Source organism: Bacillus sp. GW823-FHT06A10, from assembly GCF_058795375.1.
The window spans coordinates 161129-182130 of sequence record NZ_JBXAHT010000005.1 but is presented as its reverse complement, the minus strand read 5'-3'; the positions used below and the strand labels follow the sequence as shown (position 1 = coordinate 182130).

Here is a 21002-nt window from a genome sequence, read left to right as displayed (position 1 = left end):
GTAGAAGTATGTTTCAAGGGAAATTAAGGAGTAGTAGTTTAAAAACAAAGTTACTTGTATCATTTATTATTATTTTAATTCTTCCAAGTATTGTAATTGGTTGGACGTCTTATCAACAGGCGAAGACGAATTTTAATGAAACAATTTTAAACTCGGCGAAAGATAATATAAAAATTTTGGATAATGTAATTAATAAGGAATTGGATAGTAAAAAAATAGATGCAACTTATTTTACGAAATTATTTACACAATCAAGTTACCAAGCAGATCAAATTCAAAACATACAAAATAAACTAGAAGAATACAATAAACTGCATCCAGAAATGGAAGCAATCTATACAGGATCTAGTAATGGACAGTTCATTCAATCACCAGCTATTCAGATGCCAGATGGATATAATCCTACAGAAAGAGATTGGTATAAAGAGGCAGTGAAGAAAAGCGGAGAAGTAATTGTAACTGCTCCATATAAGTCAAAAACGACAGGAAATATTGTTATTACACTAGCAAAACAAAACGAGGATAAAAGTGGAGTTCTTGGGATTGACTTAATCATTAATGATATCGTTACTACTTCTAAGATGGTTAATATCGGTAAGGAAGGATATGTAGCGATATTTGATCAAGATAAAAATGTAGTAGCGCACCCGAAAATGAAGCCAGGAGAGAAATTAGAAGAGAAACTTAGTAAAGAATTGTATAAACAGGAAGCTGGGGATTTTCATTATTCATTAGATGGTGAAGATCGCAATATCACTTTTAAAACGAATAAGAAAACTGGATGGAAAATAGCAGGAATTATGCCTTCCAAAGAAATTATCGAAGCGGCTGAACCTATTTTCTATAAAACAATAACTGTTCTTGGAATTTCACTAATAATCGGTGGGATTGTAATTTACTTCATAATTGCGTCTATTATTAAACCGTTAAAACAACTTGTCATATCATCGAAGAAGATTAGTGAAGGTGATTTAACAGAATCAATTACAGTTCATTCTAAAGATGAAATTGGACAGCTAGGAGAAAGTTTTAACGAGATGGCTGCATCGTTACAAAGTGTCATTTCTAATATAAACACTTCAGCAAGTCATGTAGCGGCATCTTCAGAAGAATTAACAGCTAGTATGAAGCAGACAAGCGAAGCAACGGAACAAATTACACAGGCTATAGAGCAAGTATCAAGTGGTGCAGAAATACAAACGAAAGAAGTTGAAGAAGGAGCAACATTGTTAGAAGAAGTTACAGAAGGAATTCAGCGTGTTGCAGATAGTTCTTCATTAGTATCTACAGCCTCTATGTATACGAAGAAAAAAGCTGAAAATGGTGGGAAGTTAGTTGAACAAACTGTGAATCAAATGCAATTAATTCATGAGTCTGTTTCACAGTCAGACAAAATCATTGGTTTGTTAGACGATAAGTCGAAACAAATTGGAGCAATCCTTGAAGTAATTCAACATATTGCAGAACAGACAAATTTATTAGCGTTAAATGCGGCAATTGAGGCTGCGAGAGCTGGAGAGCAAGGTAGAGGATTTGCAATTGTAGCAGATGAAGTGCGAAAGCTAGCAGAACAATCAGGACAGTCATCTACGGAAATTGGGAAACTAGTGAAAGAGATTCAATTTGATATAAAAGAAACAGTAAGCTCTATGAATCAAGTTGGAGCAGAAGTACAATCAGGACTTGTAGTTGCAAATGAAACGAAGCAAAGCTTTGTCGAAATATTGAAGTCTACAAATGATACAGTTGTACAAATTGATAGCATGGTAGATGTAGCAAAACAAATGACGGTAGATGCAAAACAAGTAAGTGCATCTATTAATGAAATTGCAGCTACGATTGAAGAAAATGCCGCAAGTGTTCAAAATATTGCTGGTTCCTCTGAGGAACAATTAGCTTCAGTAGATGAAATAAATGCAGCAGCAGTCCATTTATCACAAATGGCAGAAGAATTACAAGAGATGATTGGTAAGTTTAAAATATAATAATAAACTGTTAAGAAACGAAGTAGTACTTATGCTTCGTTTCTTTTTTTATGAAGATAAAAAAGAAAGAAATATATAGTAACCGTGTTATGATAATAAAAAACTGTATTTTCTTTAAATTCTATCTTTAATCATGTTAGGGGAATGGTTTTGAAATTTAAAAAATTAAAACTCCAACCGAGAATTACATTAACTATTAGTACACTTATTTTAGTTGTACTTATGCTAACGAGTTATTTGTTTTATTACATATTATCTGAAACGGTAGAAGAGCAAATTGGTAAACGGGCTTTGCATGTTGCGAAAACAGTTGCCGCGATACCAGAAATTCAGGAAGCTTTTCAAAAAGAAAATCCAGCTTCTATTATTCAGCCAATCGCAGAAAAAATTCGAATTGATACAGAGGCTGACTTTATTGTAGTTGGAAACAAAGAGGGGATTCGTTATGCGCATCCTGAGCGAGATAAAATAGGAGAAAAAATGGTTGGCGGAGATAATAAAGGCGTTTTATTAGAAGGGAAATCTTATGTTTCTAAAGCTAATGGATCATTAGGCCCTTCGTTGCGTGGGAAAGTCCCAGTCCGTAACCAGGAAAATGAAATTATTGGTGTGGTGTCTGTTGGGTTTTCAATGGCTGATATTCATGGAGCGGTAGAAGTGTATGGAAAGCGTGTATTTTGGATTACAATAATAGGTCTTTTAATTGGAATAATCGGCTCTATATATTTAGCGGCAAGTATAAAAAGAATGATGTTCGGGATGGAACCAGAAGAAATTTCATCTTTATATGAAGAGCATAGTACAGTGATTCAATCTGTACGTGAAGGGATTATTGTAATCGATAAAAATGGCATGATTAGTTTAGTCAATCAAGCAGCTTATGATATTCTTTCGCTAGATAAGCAACAAAATATTATTGGGGAATTTATTTTAAATGTAATTCCTAATTCAACGATACTAGATGTACTTCAAACTGGTGAAGAACAGTTTGATCGTCAATTAAATATAAAAGGACAGGCTGTTATTGCGAACCGTCTACCTATTAAAGTAAAGAATAAAGTAACTGGCGTTGTATCGAGCTTACGTTTGAAATCTGAAATGGATCAGTTAACAGCAGAATTATCTCAGACGAAGCAATATACAGAGGCATTACGAGCGCAAACGCACGAATATAACAATTTATTGTATACGCTTTCAGGTCTTATCCAATTAGAATCATACGAAGATGCTTTAGAGCTTATTCATAAGGAAACAGCGGTATATCAAGATTTTGTTCAATTTATTATGAAGCGGATTCAAAATCCATGGCTAGGTGGAATTTTAATTGGATTTTATAATAGAGCACGAGAGTTGAAGATTGATTTTATGCTAGATAGAGAAAGTGGTTTAGACAAATTAAGTCCACATATTGAGAGTAATTATGTCGTTTCTATTTTAGGAAATTTAATTACGAATGCATTTGAAGCAATTGAAAAAAATGAAGAGAATGATAAGAAAGTAAGGATGTTTGTAACTGATATTGGAGAAGAAATATTAATTGAAGTGGAAGATTCAGGGCAAGGGATTCATGATGAAATAATTACTAGCATATTCTATAAAGGCTTTTCGACGAAAGAAGGAGGAGAGCGAGGGTATGGATTAGCAAAAGTGAAAGAGTTAGTAGAAGATTTAAATGGAAGTATTGCAATTGAAAAAGGGGATTTAGGTGGTGCGTTATTTATTATTGCACTACCGAAAGAGAGAGGCGAATAGTAATGGGTGAGGAGATTGAAGTATTAATTGTAGAAGATGATATTCGGATTGCTGACATTCATCGTCGTTTTACTGAAAAAATTGAGGGATTTAAAGTAATTGGAACGGCAACGACTGGAGAACAAGCGAAAGAATGGCTAGAGCTTGTGAAGCCACAGCTCGTGTTATTAGATGTGTACTTACCTGATATGCAAGGAACGGAACTTGTCACATATATTAGGAATCATTTGCACGATACAGATATTATTATGATTACAGCGGCATCGGAAACAGATGTAGTGAGGCACGCCCTACGGGGCGGAGTAACAGATTATATCGTAAAGCCACTAATGTTTGATCGATTTAAAGCAAGTCTAGAAGGCTATCAAAAAAAGATTATACAGTTAAAGAAGAACAATCAATTATCTACGGAACAAATTGAATATTTATGGTCTCAAAGAGGCGTGAAGGGAGATCAAATAGAATATGCCCCGAAAGGGATAGATCCTTATACTTTAGCGAAAGTAAAAAAGCATATGTTAACAGTTAATGAAGAAGGGATTACAGCAGAAATGTTAAGCTCAATGATTGGAGTAAGCCGATCAACGGCAAGGCGCTATTTAGAGTATTTGATATCTGGGAAGAAAGTCCACGCAGAGCTAATATATGGAAGTGTTGGGAGACCGGAGAGACGGTATTTTCTTGCTTCTTCATAATAAAAAACAGTAGAGGATTTTATTTCTTCTACTGTTTTTTTGCATCTTATATTGGAATAATCCCAATTACAATTCCGGTAATTAACATAACCATTGTCGTTCCAACGGCCCACAATAAAGTGAAGCGTTGATGTTCACCGAAATCAACTTTGGCCATTCCGACCAATAAATAAGTGGAAGCGACAAGAGGACTTAATAAGTGAACGGGTTGCCCAAGTAAGGAAGCGCGTCCCATTTCAGCTGCACTAATTCCGTAAGTAGCAGCAGCTTTCGTCAAAATAGGTAATACCCCGAAGTAAAATGCATCATTAGACATGAAAAATGTGAATGGCATACTGAGAAGTGCTGTAATAATTGGTAGTTGTGGTCCAAGTGCATCTGGTATAAGAGTTACTACACTGTTAGCCATTGCATCTACCATTTTTGTTCCAGATAAAATACCAGTGAAAATACCGGCAGCAAATACGAGAGAAACAACTGCTAATACATTCCCTGCATGAGAAGCAATACGTTCTTTCTGTTGCTCTAAGTTTGGATAGTTAATCATAACAGCAATAGCAAAAGCGACTGTAAATAAAACAGGTAACGGCATAACTTCTAGTATGAGACAAACAAGTAATGCAGCGGTTAATAAAAAGTTAATCCATAGAAGTTTAGGGCGTTTATGCGCTGCAGCTTCAACAGTTGCAGCTTGCTCATCCATTGTTTGCATTTGTTTTAAATACTGTACATCCATAATTCCTAAACGTTTTCTTTCTTTTTTTCCAAGATAGTAGGCAACGAAAACAACCCAAATTGCACCAGCAATCATTCCTGGAATAAGAGGTGTAAATAATTCGGAAGCCTCAAGTCCAAGTGCGCTCATAACACGAGCTGTGGGTCCACCCCAAGGTGTAAGATTTGTTACCCCCGCCCCTAACATAACAACTCCAGCCAATATGAGGGGGTTCATTCCAAGGCGCTTATATAGTGGATACATTGCAGAAACTGTAATCATGTATGTTGTTGTACCATCACCATCTAGAGAAACGATAATAGTCAATATAGCCGTTCCGACAACGATTTTTAAAGGATCTCCTTTTACAAATTTTAAAATCTTACTAATGACAGGATCAAATAAACCGCTATCAATCATAATCCCAAAATATAAAATAGCGAACATAAGCATAATACCAGTAGGTGCTAATTTTTGAATCCCCTCTAACATCATAGGCCCCATATTGGCATAGAATCCGCCAATTACTGCAAAAACACTCGGAATTAATATTAAGGCTACTAGTGCTGACATACGTTTCGTCATAATTAAAAACATAAAGACAAATACCATCACAAATCCAAGTAGTGCTAACATGTAATTTCCCCCTCAAAAGAATGATTGCGCTTTCAAAAAAGAATAAAAATTCAGAAAAAGGTTTTTTATTTATAATAAAAGCATCTATTCAAATGGTAAATAATTTGAAAAATAACATCATTAGAAGCATAATTTTTATTTTGTTCATTTTGTTCACGGTAGTTAATTTGAATTTTTAAAAAGTAAGCCACTCCTCGTAAGAATGGTAGAATAAGATGAAAATAGTGAAGTGTGAAATAGGGAGTAGATGTTATATGAAAACGAGAATAGAAGAGATTTATAGCTCTTATGAAGGAAAAGTAGAGGAGATTTTTATTAATGAATCTTCTTACGTATATGAATGGGAAAAATTACTGATGATCCGAAAAAATGACGGTGAGCTAAAAAAAATTGCAGTCGGGATTAGTGGAAATATAAGATTGGTAAATGTAGAAGTTGGACAGGAAATTAGTGCGGATACATTATTAGTTAAATTAGAAGATGATTTATTAATTACAGGTTGTGAGTGATGAGAGATGTGTAGAAATAACTACACATCTTTTTTTGTTTCCTATATTACAAAAAGCACATTGTTTTTTCACAAATCTCACACAACCTTTTGGTATTCTTTTCGTGGAGTATACGGTTTCTAGGGAGGAATATTGATGAAAGTAAAATATGTCGTACTTGCTATATGTTTATGTTTCGTATTTACAGTAGTCGGGTGTGGGAAAAAGGAAACAGCAGCTGTTGCCATTGATGAGAAACATGATAAATGTGATATTTGCCAAATTGGGGTAACAGATAATCAATTTGCAACAGAAATTATTTTAGAAAATGGAAAAGCGTTAAAGTTTGATGATATCGGTTGTATGTATAAATGGATGGAGATCAACTCAGATGAAAAGACGAAAGAGAAATTTGTCCGAGATTATGATTCGAAAGATTGGATTTCGTTAGAAGACGCTACTTACGTATATGATAAAACAATAACGACACCGATGGCTTATAATGTCATTTCATTTAAAAATAAAAAAGATGCAGAGAGCTTTGTATCTAACTATAAGGGGAAAGTTCTTTCGTATAAAGAGCTAGCAGAGCATAAATGGGAAATGAATAAAGAGATGATGGGGAAACCGAAAGCAGGAAATCATGGTGGACATCATTAATAGAAAAAGACAACTATGTAGTTGTCTTTTTCTATTATTACTCAGGTGCAAATATAGAAAAGGTGTAAAATTTTTAGCGGAACGGTTACAATGGAATATAGTAACCTAAAGCAATCATTTATGTACTTTTTAGAAATGTATACAAATGCGGTAAAAACGTGCTAAACTAATTGCTTCATAATGTTAATGATGGGGCCATCAGGCGTATCATTTCAATAGGTTGAGAAACATAGTATAAGCTTAAGATAATCCGATTAAAGAAGGAATCTAAAGGGCTTATGGATAAATGTACTCAAGAAGAGTTATTGTATGTGATGGAGGAATGGTTAAGAAAACATTATCTTTCATAGGAGCTGTAGTTGTGAGAAAACAAAAAATTTTATTATGTATTTTATTAGGACTTTTAATCACGGTAGTGGCTTGCGATAAGCAAGAAGAACCAGAATCGAAACCGGTTCATGTGAAAAATGAAAAGAAAAAAGAGAAGCATAAAGAACAGGAAGAATCTAAAGAAGAGAAAAGTATAAATTTAATGGACAAACAGTTGTTACTTTCAGCTACTCTTGGAGACACAGAGACAGCTATGAAGTTGATTCAGGATGGAGCGAATATAAACGTAGAAGGTGACAACGGAGAAACGCCTGTCCTTGCAGCGACGTACCAAAATCATGTAGAGACAGTTAAAGCATTAATTGGTGCAGGTGCTAATATTGAAATTAAAGATGAGAAAAAAAGTAATCCACTTCTTTATGCAAGTAGAGAAGGATATACGGATATTGTAAAAGTATTAATTAATGCAGGAGTTAATACGAAAGAAACGACTAGGTCAGGTGGGACAGCACTTATTTCTGCATCTGAACGTGGCCATGTAGAGGTTGTTAAAGAATTATTAGAGCATACAGATATTGATGTGAATTATAAAAATGAACGTGGTGGAACAGCGCTATTAGAAGCAATTGTATTAGGAAATGGTAGTGAAAACCATAAGAAAGTAATTCAATTGCTTATTGATCACGGTGCAGATGTAAACATGGCTAACAAGGAACATCTGACGCCACTGCAATACGCTGAAAAAAGAGGTTTTAAAGATATTGTAAATATGTTGAGGGTAGCTGGAGCGAATGAAGTAGTACAGCCACAACAACCAGTAGAGTAAAAAACGAAAAATAATCCCATTTAGATAGACAGAATGAAGAAATCAGTTAGTATGATGGATTCAGTAATGTGTATTTGAATGGGATTTTTATTTTGAACATGAAAAATAGATTATGAATGGATGGTATATGGAGTAAATAAGGAGGCAACCTTATTTGGCAATTGTAAAAAATGAAAAAGTAGTTTCTGTTTGTTGCAGTGCCAGAAGTACGCCCGTAGCTGCTGAGGCAAGTGTGGAAACTTTAGCGGAGTTTCAAGGGAACGGATATGGTACTGATGTTGTTACAGCCTGGGCCATATCAATACAAGAGAAAAGGCGCATTCCACTTTATAGTACCGCTTGGGATAACTTTAGTTTGCAAGCAGTGGCAAGCAAACTAAAAATCATTAACTATGGAATGAATTTACATATTGATTGAATTTTAAGTATTGTTTCGTTCTATTTATTTATATTTTAATATCTAGATTAATGTAAAAAATGATGTGGTGAATATTAACATTCGATTAACACCTAATTAACAATCTATCAAAACTGACTTAATAAATGCGTAATATAGTAAAGGTAACAAAATAACTAGGGTAGAGAATATTTGAGAACACCCACTTACATATAATGTGCCACTTTCTTAGGTGTGCTCTATTCCCTAGAGTTCAAATAAGGAGAAAGGCGTTCTATGTAAGTAGGTGTTTTTAGTTTGGATAAAAATAGAACAGTTAGGTGGAATAAATGTTTAAAGAACCTTATATTGCGATGATAAAGGATTGGAAAGGATACAAAGCATACAAAAAATTGCCGAAAACAGTTTTTCTTATGACTGGTTCAATGCTGGAATTACCAGAGCTTGTATATGAATTGCAGAAACATGGACATGATGTATTTCTTCATTGTGATTTTATACAAGGTTTAAATACGAATACAGAGGAAGCGCTTTTGTATATTCAAGATGTTATCGGGGCACAAGGTATTATTTCAACAAAGGGTTCGACAATTCGAAATGCTAATAAAATTGGATTGAAAACAATTCAACGTATTTTTATTGTAGATACTTTATCTCTTACTAAATCAATTGAAAATTGTAAAACGACTAAACCAAATGCAGTAGAGATTATGCCGGGGATTATGCCTTCTATAATTAAACAGCTAGTAGAGGAAATAGAGTTTCCTATTATTGCAGGCGGGTTGATTCAAACGCGAGAAGATGCGGAAATTGCAATTCGTGCAGGAGCAAGTGCGATTTCAACAAGTCATTATGAAGTATGGATACATGAAGAAAAAAGGAGTGCAACTTTGTGATTGAATTGAAAAATGTTTCAAAGGTATATAAAAATGCAGAAGAGACAGCGGTTAAAGGCGTATCGGTTCATATTAAGAAGGGCGAATTTTTTGTTTTAGTTGGACCTTCGGGATGCGGGAAAAGCACATTATTACGAATGATCGCTGGCTTAGAAGAGATTTCTTCGGGAGATTTAATTATTAATGAACGTGTTGCAAATGATCTAGAGCCGAAAGACCGTAATCTATCAATGGTATTTCAAAATTATGCATTATATCCACACTTATCTGTAGAAGAAAATATTTTATTTGGACTTAAGGTAAGAAAAGTACAAAAAGAAGAGCGACAAAAGCGACTAATGGAAGCTATTGAAATGGTAGGACTGAAAGAGTATGTGAAAATGAAACCAGGTCAATTATCAGGCGGACAAAGACAGCGTGTTGCGCTTGCTAGGGCAATCGTGAGTCAAGCACCAATCTGTTTAATGGATGAACCACTTTCGAATTTAGATGCGAAATTACGTGCGCAAATGAGAATTGAAATTAGAGAAATTCAGCAGCGATTAGGAATTACGATGATTTACGTTACCCACGATCAAATAGAAGCGATGACTATGGGAGATCGTATCATGGTTTTAAATAAAGGAAGTATACAGCAAGTTGGAACACCACTTGACATATATAACGAACCAGCAAACGAATTTGTTGCAAGCTTTATAGGTTCTCCTTCTATGAATATAAATGATGGGGAAGTAAATAAAGAAAAAGGTGTATTACATATAGGACAATTGCAAATTCCATTATCTATTAGACAGTTAAAGCAATTACCAGAAGGAACAATTCGCATAGGCATGCGCCCTGAGCATATTGCACTGTCTGAGGAGGGACAAGAAGTGATGTTGCAATCTGTAGAGGTATTAGGGAATGAATCTATATTGAACTTTGCGGTAAATGGAACAACTTGGAGTGCGAAAGTTATCGGACAGTTACTCCTGAACAAAGGTGACAAAGTAAAATTATTATTCTCGCAAGAAAAGTTATGCTTCTTTAACGAAAACACGAATGAACGCTTAAAAGTGGTAGCTGAAGAAGAGTTGAAAGTGGTGGCGAAATAATGATCGAAGTAAGTAAGTTACCAGTTCAAACAAAGGTGTCAAAAAAGAAAAAATTATGGGAGAGAACGAAAGATTTAAGAATAGGATTATTGTTTTTGGCGCCATCTATTTTGCTATTTTCGATTTTTCTGTTCTATCCATTGTTTAGGACGATTTATTATAGTTTTTATTTAACCGATATACATGGAGAAGCTAATCTCTTCGTTGGCTTAGAAAATTATCAATATTTATTCTCTGATCCAGCCTTCTACAAAAGTATAAAATCAACTTTATTATTTGTTTTATATACAGTTCCTACGAGTATTATATTTGCTTTGTTTCTTGCATTGATTGCAAATGGAAAGGTAAGAGGTATTGGGTTATTCCGAGTTCTGTTTTCTTCGACGATGGGAATATCAGTAGCTGCTAGTGCAGTGATTTGGCTATTTTTATTTCATCCAAGTGTAGGATTATTTAATAATATATTAGCCTCTATGAACCTTCCTGCAATCGCATGGTTAACGAGTCCGGACTGGGCACTATTCTCTGTATCAGTTACAACAGTTTGGGTGAATACAGGTTTTGCATTTTTAGTTATATTAGGTGGTTTACAAAATATTGATACGTCTTTATATGAGAGTGCATCTATAGATGGTGCTAGTTATTTATATAAGCTTCGCCGTGTTACATTACCGATGCTATCGCCAACTTTATTCTTTATTGTAACAGTAACATTAATTAGTGCGTTCCAAAGCTTTGGACAAATTGATATTTTAACGCACGGTGGACCAAATGATGCAACGAATTTAATTGTGTACTCGATTTATAAAGAGGCGTTTGTGAATCATCAATTTGGAACAGCAAGTGCACAAGCGATGGTATTATTTGTTTTCATTTTCGTTGCTACATTACTTCAATTTAAGTTTGCTGAGAGAAAGGTGCATTATAAATGATTGTTAAACAGTGGAAACAAAATTTCCTATTATACATGCTACTCATTATTAGTGCAGTGATGGTGTTTTTTCCTGTACTGTATGCATTTTTAATAAGCTTTATGACACCAGACGATATTCAAATGAGAAGGTTATTTCCGACCCAGTTTACTTTTGATAATTTCATTAATATTTTTCAAAAAGTACCGCTTTTTACATACTTATATAACAGTTTAATTGTATCGACAGTCGTTATGATTGGACAACTTATCGTATCAAGTTTAGCAGCTTATGCTTTTGTTTTTCTTCAGTTTAAAGGGAGAAACTTAATTTTCTTCCTGTTTATTTCAACGATGCTTATTCCGTGGGAAGCAACGATGGTGCCTAACTTTTTAACGATTCAAAACTTTGGCTGGATCAATAGTTTCGCTGGGATGACAGTGCCGTTTTTTGCAACAGCTTTCGGTATTTTCTTGTTACGCCAACATTTTATGACACTCCCGAATGAACTGAAAGAAGCTGCTTTTATTGAAGGGATTGGAAATATAAGATTTTTATTCAGCGTTGTAATACCGTATTGTAAAACGAGTTTTATTACGCTTGGAGTATATAGCTTTTTAACAACATGGAATATGTATTTATGGCCACTTTTAGTGACCACTGATGAAAAAGTAAGAACAGTGCAAATCGGTGTAAAGCAGCTTCAGTCTCAAGAAGTTGCAACTGATTGGGGAAGTGTAATGGCCGGTGTTACGGTTATCGTTATTCCAACATTGATTTTACTATTTTTAGGACAAAAACAATTACAACAAGGATTAACAAAAGGTGCAATTAAATAACTAAGAGAAGGTGAGCTTAAAATGAGTTTAGTAAAAAAAGGTGCTGCTCTATTAATGGCAGCAACAATGGCATTATCTAGTGCCGCTTGTTCAAATAGTAAAACAGAGGGAAAACCTGAAGCGCAGGCAAAAGTAGCACCAGTTGAAAAAAATGGTGATAAAACTGTAATTCGCTTCTGGCATGCGATGGGTGGAAAAATACAAGGTGTACTAGATGGTCTTGTTGCAGACTATAATAAGTCACAAAATAAATACGAGATAAAGGCAGAGTTCCAAGGGACATATGAAGAGTCTTTAACAAAATTTAGAACGATGTCTGCAACGAAAGAAGCGCCAGCTCTTGTTCAATCGAGTGAAATTACAACGAAATATATGATTGATAGCAAAAAAATCACACCAATTGATAGCTGGATAAAAAAAGATAAGTACGATACGTCAAAATTAGAAAAAGCAATTACAAATTATTATTCAGTTGATGGAAAAATGTATTCTATGCCATTTAATTCATCTACACCAGTATTAATTTATAATAAAGATGCTTTTGCAAAGGCGGGCTTAGATCCAGAGAAAGCTCCGAAAACATATGCGGAATTACAAGAAGCAGCGAAAAAGTTAACGATTAAAGAAGGTGGAAATGTAAAACAATATGGATTCTCCATGCTTAACTATGGTTGGTTCTTTGAAGAATTGTTAGCGACACAAGGTGCTTTATATGTAGATAACGAAAACGGCCGTAAAGATGCTGCAAAGAAGGCGGTATTTAACGGTAAAGAAGGACAGAAAGTATTTGGAATGTTAGATGATTTAAATAAAGCTGGCGCACTTGGAAAGTATGGAGCAAGTTGGGATGATATTCGTGCCGCGTTCCAGTCTGGACAAGTTGCTATGTATTTAGATTCTTCAGCAGGTGTTCGTGATTTAATTGATGCATCTAAGTTTAATGTAGGTGTTTCATATATTCCGTATCCAGAGGATTCGAAACAAAATGGTGTTGTTATTGGTGGAGCATCATTATGGATGACGAATATGGTTTCAGAAGAAACGCAACAAGGTGCTTGGGACTTTATGAAATATTTAACGAAGCCAGACGTACAAGCAAAATGGCATACTGCAACAGGTTATTTCTCAATTAATCCAGATGCATATAATGAGCCATTAGTAAAAGAGCAATATGAAAAATATCCGCAGTTGAAAGTAACAGTAGATCAACTGCAAGCGACGAAGCAAACTCCGGCAACACAAGGTGCTTTAATTAGTGTATTCCCAGAATCAAGAGATGCAGTTGTAAAAGCATTAGAAGCAATGTATGACGGGAAGAATAGTAAAGAAGCGTTAGATGAAGCTGCCAAAGCAACAGATAGAGCAATTAGCATTTCAGCTCGTACGAGTCAAAAATAAGAGAAAGCCGTATCCTTAAAAGGGATACGGCTTTCTCTATAGGGAGATAAGGGATCAAAGAAATGATGAAGTCTTATCTCTTTTATATGAGTAAAGGGTCTAGAGTGAATGTTGTCCTTTTCATTATTTATTTAACTCCATTGCGACTTGTTTACCATTTACGAAAACCTCTACTACCGCTACTACAACTTCCATTACTTTTTTCATCTCTCATCTCTCCTTATTTTTTGTTTCATTTCTTACTCTCAGTATAAGGAAATACAGTAATTACAACTATCGAATTGGATGACAAGAGACTTACATTGTTGTAAGGATAATAGTTTAGTTTGTAATAAAGTGAAATTGTAATCAGTGGGGGGCTTACTGCCCGTTAATGCGGGATTTCAATTCTGAACTTTCTGTCGTTTTGAACTATAATTAGAAAGAGGGGGGATAATATGAAAAGAATTCTTGTTATTAGTGATATTCATGGAGAGATAGAAAAGTTCGAACAGTTATTGGAAGAAGCTCAATATGATGCGAAACAGGATCAATTAATCTTACTGGGAGATTATGTAGATCGTGGTCCAAATGCGCGTGCTGTAATTGAAAAGGTAAGAGAATTGAAAGAAGAGGGAGCACTCATTTTAAAAGGAAATCATGAAGATATGATGATTAAGGCGTTAACGACAAATGAGGAACGTTCATGGAACCATTGGGTAAAAAGAAATGGTGGAGATAAGACATTATATAGCTATGGATTTGTAGAAGAGGATATTGCGGTTAATGAGAAAGACTTCCAAAAACCGATGTTACAATCTCGTGTATTAGAGGAACATATAAAGTTTATTCAAGAATTAGATCATTACATTGAAACAGAAGAGTATATATTTGTACATGCTGGGGTTGAACCGATGAAACGAGTTTCTGAATCTGAACCATATACGTTAATGTGGATCCGTAATGAATTTCATAATGGATATAGTGGTGAAAAGGTTGTTGTATTTGGGCATACGGAAACAAAAACGCTTCATGGTAGTGAGGATTGCGGAGTGTATTTTGGGAGTAATCGTATTATTGGAATTGATGGCGGGGCTGTGTATGGTGGTCAGCTAAATTGTTTGGAGTTGCCGAGTAAAAAGGTATATGTAATAAAAAATTGAAAGAGATAAGAGGAATCTTATTTCTTTCAATTTTTTATTAAGCTAAATTTAAGACAAAGTTTTTATAATAAAACTTCAAAATTTTAGAAGGAAATAGTTAAAAATGAAAATACGTAATGTAACTACATTCTTTTTTTATGAAGAGAAGAAATGTAATAATAAATAGAATTGAACTATTTGATGGAAGGTGAGAGCATGCGATTACTTGTAGTAGAAGATAATGCCTCGTTATTAGAGTCTATCGTACAAATTTTGCGTGATGAATTTGAAGTAGATACGGCAATAAATGGAGAAGATGGATTGTTTTTAGCGCTTCAAAATATATATGATGCAATTTTGCTGGATGTGATGATGCCAGGGATGGACGGATTTGAAGTAATTCAAAAAATACGTGATGAAAAGATTGAAACACCAGTCCTGTTTTTGACAGCGAGAGATTCTTTAGAAGATCGGGTGAAGGGATTGGATTTTGGTGGAGATGACTATATAGTTAAGCCATTCCAGGCCCCTGAATTAAAAGCGAGAATTCGCGCTTTACTACGCAGAAGTGGTAGTTTAACAACCCAGCAAACGATTCGTTATAAAGGGATTGAATTGTTCGGAAAAGATAAAGACGTTCAAGTAGATGGACAAAGTATTAAGTTGACATTGAAACAATATGAGCTACTAGAGTATCTCATTCAAAATAGCGGGAAGATTTTAATGCGTGAACAAATTTTTGATCGTGTTTGGGGATTTGATTCAGATACGACAGTAGCCATTGTGGAAGTGTATGTGCATCATTTGCGTAAAAAATTAGAACCATTCGGTTATCAGAAAGATATTCAAACCGTTCGAGGTATTGGATATATATTAAAAGAACAATGAAAAAGGGAAGTATGTTTCAAAAGACACGCATTCGTTTGACTATAGTGAATTCATTAGTATTTATCCTATTAATAGGTATATTAGGTAGTATTATTTATTCATACACATATAAGCGTATTTATAATGAAGTGGATCAATCTATAAAAATGATGGCTCAGTATAGAGAAAAATTAGATGTTAAAATACCACCAAGAAAACGTATGGAGAATATCCAAATTGGAGATCCGCGAGTAACTAGAATAACTTGGAATGGGAAAATAGTGAAAATAGAGGGCGATAACCGTAAATTCCGTTCTATTTTTGAAGAGAATTTGGAAAAGTTTTCTCCGGAAAAAATAGGGGAGTTACAAGATATCAAAGTACAAGGACGATATTTTAGAGCATTTTCGCTTCAAAAAGATGGAGAAATAGTTCAAATCGTGCGAGATATAACAGCGGAAGAAGGAATGTTAAATACTTTATTTTTAATTCTTATTATAGGTTGTAGCATAGGAAGTTTATGTGCAATAGGAATCGGCTTTTTCTTAGCTGGTAGGGCACTCGTACCTATTCAAAATTCATGGGAGAAACAGCAGCAATTCGTTTCTGATGCATCACATGAACTCAGGACACCACTTGCAGTTATTCAATCAAAAACGGATGTTTTATTCCAGTCACCATCCGCTACGATAGAAGAAAAAGCGATGGATATTTCTACAATTTCAAAAGAATGTAGGCGGTTATCGAAACTCGTTAGTAATTTATTATTGCTAGCACGTTCTGATTCTAATCAAATTGAGATGGATAAGAAAACATTTGAACTTGATAAATTGTTAGAAGAAATAGTAGCTCCATATAAGGAGATTGCTTCTTATCAAGAAAAAGAAATGATGCTAAAAGTAGAACGTGGTGTATCTTTTATGGGGGATAGAGAGCGGATTCATCAAATGATGGTCATACTGTTAGATAATGCGATGAAGTATACAAACGAAGGTGGGCATATTCAAATCGATTGCACGCAAACGAGTAGTTCAATTCGTATACATGTGAAAGATGACGGGATAGGAGTGAAAGAAGAAGATATTCCGAAATTATTTGATCGTTTTTATCAAGGGGATAAAGCAAGAAGTACGTCAGAAGGAGCTGGATTAGGTCTTTCAATCGCAAATTGGATTGTAGAAAAGCATTATGGAAAAATATCAGTAGAGAGCAAATGGGGAGATGGAACTTGCTTTGAAGTGATTTTCCCTAAAAATCAAAAAATATAAGTAAGAAGACGATCTTGTTTTTACAAGGTCGTCTTTTTTAAGGGAAAGTTAAGAAACTATTTATATTATGTATGGCATAAAGAAAGTTCGTTACATGAAGAAGAGACTAGGTGTATGTGAGTGAGTTTTATCAATCATAATGTTATCTCAAGCAGCGATGAGATGTATGTATAGTATTAAAAAAACTAGGGGAATGATGGGAAAGAAAGTATAAGAGGGAGGAATTAATTTTGAAAAAGAAAATGATGACGGTATTCACTATTGGAGTAATGAGTTTAAGTATATTAGGGGGTGCCTCTCCTTCTGAAACACAAAAAGGAAAGACAGATTACACACAGCGCAGTAAAGAACAATTGAACAATGGTAAGATACATGCAGTGCATACAGAAGAAAAAGCAGAGAAACTAGGTATTGAAACGGAAGGAAAAGAACAAATTACACTAGAAAAAGAAATTCATGAAACAGAAGTAGGAAGGGAAGCAGAGCAGTTAGGCATATCGATTGAAGGAAAAGATGTTGGGACGCTGTCAGAAGAAATCTATGAAACAAAAGTAAAGCAAGAAGCGTTAAAGCTAGGTATATCTATAGAGAATACATCAATTGTAGATTTAATTACTCAAATTAATGCGATTAAAATTAAAGATGAAGCAGATAAATTAGGTATTTCGGCAGATGGACAAGAAATCGAAGACATCGCGGAAGAAATCTACGGAAAGAAAGTAAGAGAAGAAGCAGGAAAGTTAGATATTTCTCAAAAAGGAAAAGAAATTGAAGAGTTAGCACAAGAAGTGTACGAACAAAAAGTACAGGAAGAAGCAAAAAAATATCATATTGATTTGTATGGTAAAGATATATATCAAATATTAAGAGAAATTAATGAACAAATGGTGCTACAAATGGCAGATGAGCTTAATATGGATAAAATGAATATGAATATTCAAGAGTTAGCGGAAAAGATAAAAAAAGATCAGCCTGAAAAAGGAAAAGAACTAAATTTTGTACCGATGATACGAACGGATGCTGACGCATTTTATTCTTATTTAACGAATTAATAAGGGCGTGAAAGCGATAAGAAAATTGAAGTGGTATATATGTACAGCTTTACTAGGTACAGCAATATGGAGTGTATATACAAATGGAATTCCAAAGTATGTAGAGAAGTTAACATTCTCAAATATACAAAGAGGAAAAGAAACGGAGTTTAGTAATAACGATGAAAAAGTCATCTTATCAAATGTTCCATTAATTCAGCAGTTACCAGAATTGGATAGAGGCTGTGAAGTGACAAGCTTAGCGATGATGTTACAATACGCTGGTGTTTCAGTGGATAAGATGACATTAGCAAATGAAATAAAAAAAGTTGATTTTATAGACGATGGTGTGCGCGGGAATCCAAATGAAGGATTTGTAGGTAATATTTATACATTCTCTGAATCAGGATACGGTGTATATCATGGGCCACTTTTTCAGTTAGCGGAAAAATATTTACCTAATAAAGCTGTAGACTTAACAGGGAAGAATATAGAAGAAATTTATAAGAGTGTAAAAGCAGGGAAACCTGTAGTCATGATCACGAATGCAACATTTGCACCATTAGATGAAGATGAATTTACTACATGGGAAACAAATAGTGGAGATGTTTCTATTACGTATAATGAACATTGTGTTGTACTTATTGGGTATGATCAGGAATCTGTATATATTCGAGATCCACTTGAGGATAGCTTAGATGTAAAAGTACCGAGAGAAACCTTTGAACAGGCATGGGTACAAATGGGAAGTCAGGCAATTAGTTATGTAAAGAGCGCTAAATAAATTAGGAAGAAGATTTTTAGTAATATGACTATAAGGTGAAGGATAAAACATTTGAGGATTATAAGAGAAGTTTTATAGAGTAGAAGCTGTTAAGAAATAAGAGAACTTTAGCATATATAATGCTAAAGTTCTCTTGTTTTTATGATTAAAATACTTATAGGGAGTAAATATGTAAAAATGCATAATTGAAGAAAAAATTACATTTTATCATTATATATTGTTTTATATATGTTAATTGTATAAAATGACACAAGTATCCACATTACATAAAGGAGGCTTATTATGCAAAAAGTATTTAACTGGGTTAAATGTATGAGTATCAATAAAAAATTAATCATTTCATTTTTTATTATTTTAACTATACCAGGAATTATTATCGGTGGTGTTTCATATCAAACTGCCAAAACAAATTTTGAACATCAAATGACAGATAAGGCAAAGGAGAATATTTCGATTTTAAATACTGTTATTTCTCAAAATATAGAAGAGAAATTTGTTGATGCGACGTACTTTGCAGACATCTTAACAGAGGATACATATCCAAATGGACAAGAAGAAATAGTAAGAACGAAGTTAGCACAATATATAAAGCTTCATCCAGAAGTAGAAGGTATTTATATTGGAACAGAGACGGGAAAGTTTATAAGAGAACCATTTATTCAAATGGCTGATGGGTATAATCCAACAGATAGATCTTGGTATAAAGAAGCACATGAAAATAAAGGGAAAGTAATTGTTACTGCGCCATATCAGTCAGCATCTACAAAAAATATGGTAGTGACAATTGCGAAAGAAGTAAAAGATGGTAAAGGTGTTATAGGAATTAATTTAAACTTAGATAACATCTTAAAAATTTCCAAAATGATTAACATTGGTGAAAAAGGTTATGCAGTTATTTTAGATCAAAATAAGCAAATTGTTAGTCATCCATCTAGAAAACCAGGTACAAAAGTTACTGATCCTTGGATTAAACCAATTTATGAAGATAAACAAGGAAATGTGTCTTATACAGAACAAGATGATAAAAAGAATTTAATCTTTGCAACAAATGAGAAAACAGGCTGGAAAGTAGTTGGCGTTATGTTCGATGAAGAAATTACCCAAGCTGCAAATCCAGTGTTTTATAAGACTTTAATTGTTATTGCTATCGCTATTGTATTTGGTAGTGTATTAATTTATTTCATTACAAAGTCTATTACAAGGCCATTACGAAAAATAGCTGAATCGGCACATAAAATTAGTAAGGGAGATTTAACAGAGAAAATTACAATCCATTCCAAAGATGATATAGGGAAACTAGGGAATTCATTTAATGAAATGTCTACGTCTTTACAAGATGTTATTACCCAAATTAGCTTTTCAGCAGAACATGTTGCAGCATCGGCAGAAGAGTTAACAGCGAGCGTACAGCAAGCGAATGATGCGACAGATCAAATTACAATTGCAATGGAGCAAGTATCAGGTGGGGCTGAATCACAAAGCCAAGGTGTTGAAGAAGGTGCGGCTACATTACAACAAGTAAATACAGCAATTCAAGATGTAACTGGAAGCGCAGAGTCAATTTCTATTTCCTCATTACATGCGCGAGAAAGAGCTGAAGAGGGAGAAGATTTAGTTGAACAAACCGCAAAACAAATGCAGTCTATTTCTAGGTCGGTATCCGAGTCAGATGCTATTATTAAACTTCTTGATGAGAAATCAAAGCAGGTAGGAGCTATTTCTGAAGCAATTCAAAATATCGCTACTCAAACGAACTTATTAGCTTTAAATGCGGCTATTGAAGCAGCAAGAGCAGGTGAACAGGGACGAGGATTTGCTATTGTAGCAGATGAGGTTAGAAAATTAGCAGAGCAATCAGGAGAGTCATCTGGAGAGATTGCAAATTTAATTGCAGAAATTAAGGCGGATATTGAACATACTGTTAAGGCAATGGATAATGTGAATGGAGAAGTTCAACAAGGCCTTGATGTTGTAACAAAAACGAAAGTAAGTTTTACGGAAATTTTAAGTTCTACTACACATATTGTTTCTCAAGTTAATCAAATGGTAGAAACAACGAAGAGAATTGCGGGAGATGCAAATGAAGTGACAAATGCTATTGATGAAATTGCAGCGGCTGCAGAAGAAAATACAGCTAGTATGCAAAGTGTTGCAGCTTCAACAGAAGAACAAGTTAATTCAATGGAAGAAATTAGTTCTGCTTCGCAAAACTTAGCTGGGATGGCAGAAGAATTACAAGCGATGACTAGTAAATTTAAAGTATAATAACAGCAGATAAGTAAGGTGAAAATAATATCACCTTACTTATT

Annotated in this window: 18 protein-coding genes and 3 pseudogenes; 20 read left to right on the top strand and 1 reads right to left on the bottom strand. The window is 34.3% G+C overall.

The features are described 5' to 3' along the window. Positions 1 to 8: 8 nt before the first annotated feature. The 4 genes and pseudogenes from AC1Q8M_RS25795 to AC1Q8M_RS25780 form a co-directional block, all read left to right on the top strand. A pseudogene (locus AC1Q8M_RS25795) lies at positions 9 to 1043 on the top strand (HAMP domain-containing protein); the annotation flags it as partial. Further along, positions 1038 to 1985 (top strand): methyl-accepting chemotaxis protein, encoded by a 948-nt coding sequence (locus AC1Q8M_RS25790; RefSeq protein WP_372584488.1) that lies wholly within the window; start codon positions 1038 to 1040, stop codon positions 1983 to 1985. The pseudogene AC1Q8M_RS25795 and the gene AC1Q8M_RS25790, both read left to right, overlap by 6 nt. A 144-nt stretch (positions 1986 to 2129) precedes the next feature. Then, positions 2130 to 3737 carry an ATP-binding protein gene (locus tag AC1Q8M_RS25785; RefSeq protein WP_003269387.1) on the top strand — a complete coding sequence of 536 codons (1608 nt, stop codon included), beginning with the start codon at positions 2130 to 2132 and terminating at the stop codon, positions 3735 to 3737. 2 nt (positions 3738 to 3739) lie between these two features. Further along, positions 3740 to 4432 (top strand): response regulator, encoded by a 693-nt coding sequence (locus AC1Q8M_RS25780; protein ID WP_000503468.1) that lies wholly within the window; start codon positions 3740 to 3742, stop codon positions 4430 to 4432. 46 nt (positions 4433 to 4478) lie between these two features. Here the strand turns inward: AC1Q8M_RS25780 and AC1Q8M_RS25775 are convergent, their stop codons facing one another. Further along, on the bottom strand, positions 4479 to 5783 hold the full coding sequence (locus AC1Q8M_RS25775) for a CitMHS family transporter (protein ID WP_000880483.1): 1305 nt from the start codon (positions 5781 to 5783) through the stop codon (positions 4479 to 4481). Between the two features lie 254 nt (positions 5784 to 6037). Here AC1Q8M_RS25775 and AC1Q8M_RS25770 point away from each other — a divergent pair, with 254 nt between their 5' ends. The 16 genes and pseudogenes from AC1Q8M_RS25770 (at position 6038) to AC1Q8M_RS25695 (ending at position 20958) form a co-directional block, all read left to right on the top strand. Then, positions 6038 to 6292: a hypothetical protein gene (locus tag AC1Q8M_RS25770; RefSeq protein WP_000857376.1), complete on the top strand. Its 255-nt coding sequence runs from the start codon at positions 6038 to 6040 to the stop codon at positions 6290 to 6292. Between the two features lie 135 nt (positions 6293 to 6427). Continuing rightward, positions 6428 to 6931, top strand: coding sequence for a nitrous oxide reductase accessory protein NosL (locus tag AC1Q8M_RS25765; protein ID WP_000865665.1), 504 nt, complete (start codon positions 6428 to 6430; stop codon positions 6929 to 6931). Positions 6932 to 7217: 286 nt separating this feature from the next. Beyond that, positions 7218 to 8087: an ankyrin repeat domain-containing protein gene (locus AC1Q8M_RS25760; RefSeq protein ID WP_141544297.1), complete on the top strand. Its 870-nt coding sequence runs from the start codon at positions 7218 to 7220 to the stop codon at positions 8085 to 8087. Between the two features lie 142 nt (positions 8088 to 8229). Then, positions 8230 to 8505: pseudogene (locus AC1Q8M_RS25755) on the top strand (GNAT family N-acetyltransferase); the annotation flags it as partial. Positions 8506 to 8813: 308 nt separating this feature from the next. Beyond that, positions 8814 to 9380 (top strand): glycerol-3-phosphate responsive antiterminator, encoded by a 567-nt coding sequence (locus AC1Q8M_RS25750; RefSeq protein ID WP_098683974.1) that lies wholly within the window; start codon positions 8814 to 8816, stop codon positions 9378 to 9380. Continuing rightward, a complete protein-coding gene (locus tag AC1Q8M_RS25745; protein ID WP_058840026.1) occupies positions 9377 to 10474 on the top strand; it encodes an ABC transporter ATP-binding protein in 1098 nt (365 codons plus the stop codon). Before AC1Q8M_RS25750 ends, AC1Q8M_RS25745 begins: the two co-directional genes overlap by 4 nt. Next, positions 10474 to 11406: a carbohydrate ABC transporter permease gene (locus tag AC1Q8M_RS25740; protein WP_000573797.1), complete on the top strand. Its 933-nt coding sequence runs from the start codon at positions 10474 to 10476 to the stop codon at positions 11404 to 11406. Before AC1Q8M_RS25745 ends, AC1Q8M_RS25740 begins: the two co-directional genes overlap by 1 nt. Further along, positions 11403 to 12224: a carbohydrate ABC transporter permease gene (locus AC1Q8M_RS25735; RefSeq protein WP_000635946.1), complete on the top strand. Its 822-nt coding sequence runs from the start codon at positions 11403 to 11405 to the stop codon at positions 12222 to 12224. Before AC1Q8M_RS25740 ends, AC1Q8M_RS25735 begins: the two co-directional genes overlap by 4 nt. 21 nt (positions 12225 to 12245) lie before the next feature. Then, positions 12246 to 13622, top strand: coding sequence for an ABC transporter substrate-binding protein (locus tag AC1Q8M_RS25730; RefSeq protein ID WP_098855753.1), 1377 nt, complete (start codon positions 12246 to 12248; stop codon positions 13620 to 13622). Between the two features lie 437 nt (positions 13623 to 14059). After that, entirely contained in the window at positions 14060 to 14764 is a 705-nt protein-coding gene (locus AC1Q8M_RS25725) for a metallophosphoesterase family protein (RefSeq protein WP_000821970.1), read from the top strand. A 195-nt stretch (positions 14765 to 14959) separates the two neighbouring features. Beyond that, entirely contained in the window at positions 14960 to 15631 is a 672-nt protein-coding gene (locus tag AC1Q8M_RS25720; RefSeq protein ID WP_001238623.1) for a response regulator transcription factor, read from the top strand. Further along, a complete protein-coding gene (locus AC1Q8M_RS25715) occupies positions 15628 to 16878 on the top strand; it encodes a sensor histidine kinase (protein ID WP_080017751.1) in 1251 nt (416 codons plus the stop codon). The genes AC1Q8M_RS25720 and AC1Q8M_RS25715 overlap by 4 nt, the downstream gene beginning before the upstream one ends. Before the next feature lie 230 nt (positions 16879 to 17108). Next, positions 17109 to 17930 carry a transporter gene (locus tag AC1Q8M_RS25710; protein WP_097822420.1) on the top strand — a complete coding sequence of 274 codons (822 nt, stop codon included), beginning with the start codon at positions 17109 to 17111 and terminating at the stop codon, positions 17928 to 17930. Positions 17931 to 17937: 7 nt separating this feature from the next. Next, complete coding sequence (locus AC1Q8M_RS25705) at positions 17938 to 18693, top strand: C39 family peptidase (RefSeq protein WP_086387701.1); 756 nt, start codon at positions 17938 to 17940, stop codon at positions 18691 to 18693. 282 nt (positions 18694 to 18975) lie between these two features. Then, a pseudogene (locus AC1Q8M_RS25700) lies at positions 18976 to 20019 on the top strand (HAMP domain-containing protein); the annotation flags it as partial. Next, on the top strand, positions 20011 to 20958 hold the full coding sequence (locus tag AC1Q8M_RS25695) for a methyl-accepting chemotaxis protein (protein ID WP_433996687.1): 948 nt from the start codon (positions 20011 to 20013) through the stop codon (positions 20956 to 20958). The pseudogene AC1Q8M_RS25700 and the gene AC1Q8M_RS25695, both read left to right, overlap by 9 nt. Positions 20959 to 21002 lie beyond the last annotated feature (44 nt).

Excerpts from the sequence above, each read along its gene's own strand:
- AC1Q8M_RS25720 (WP_001238623.1), top strand. The coding sequence starts at position 14,960 with ATGCGATTACTTGTAGTAGAAGATAATGCCTCGTTATTAGAGTCTATC.
- AC1Q8M_RS25785 (WP_003269387.1), top strand. The coding sequence starts at position 2,130 with ATGGTTTTGAAATTTAAAAAATTAAAACTCCAACCGAGAATTACATTA.
- AC1Q8M_RS25770 (WP_000857376.1), top strand. The coding sequence starts at position 6,038 with ATGAAAACGAGAATAGAAGAGATTTATAGCTCTTATGAAGGAAAAGTA.
- AC1Q8M_RS25750 (WP_098683974.1), top strand. The coding sequence starts at position 8,814 with ATGTTTAAAGAACCTTATATTGCGATGATAAAGGATTGGAAAGGATAC.
- AC1Q8M_RS25790 (WP_372584488.1), top strand. The coding sequence starts at position 1,038 with ATGGCTGCATCGTTACAAAGTGTCATTTCTAATATAAACACTTCAGCA.
- AC1Q8M_RS25725 (WP_000821970.1), top strand. The coding sequence starts at position 14,060 with ATGAAAAGAATTCTTGTTATTAGTGATATTCATGGAGAGATAGAAAAG.
- AC1Q8M_RS25780 (WP_000503468.1), top strand. The coding sequence starts at position 3,740 with ATGGGTGAGGAGATTGAAGTATTAATTGTAGAAGATGATATTCGGATT.
- AC1Q8M_RS25760 (WP_141544297.1), top strand. The coding sequence starts at position 7,218 with ATGTACTCAAGAAGAGTTATTGTATGTGATGGAGGAATGGTTAAGAAA.
- AC1Q8M_RS25695 (WP_433996687.1), top strand. The coding sequence starts at position 20,011 with ATGTCTACGTCTTTACAAGATGTTATTACCCAAATTAGCTTTTCAGCA.
- AC1Q8M_RS25775 (WP_000880483.1), bottom strand. The coding sequence starts at position 5,783 with ATGTTAGCACTACTTGGATTTGTGATGGTATTTGTCTTTATGTTTTTA.
- AC1Q8M_RS25765 (WP_000865665.1), top strand. The coding sequence starts at position 6,428 with ATGAAAGTAAAATATGTCGTACTTGCTATATGTTTATGTTTCGTATTT.
- AC1Q8M_RS25730 (WP_098855753.1), top strand. The coding sequence starts at position 12,246 with ATGAGTTTAGTAAAAAAAGGTGCTGCTCTATTAATGGCAGCAACAATG.
- AC1Q8M_RS25735 (WP_000635946.1), top strand. The coding sequence starts at position 11,403 with ATGATTGTTAAACAGTGGAAACAAAATTTCCTATTATACATGCTACTC.
- AC1Q8M_RS25740 (WP_000573797.1), top strand. The coding sequence starts at position 10,474 with ATGATCGAAGTAAGTAAGTTACCAGTTCAAACAAAGGTGTCAAAAAAG.
- AC1Q8M_RS25715 (WP_080017751.1), top strand. The coding sequence starts at position 15,628 with ATGAAAAAGGGAAGTATGTTTCAAAAGACACGCATTCGTTTGACTATA.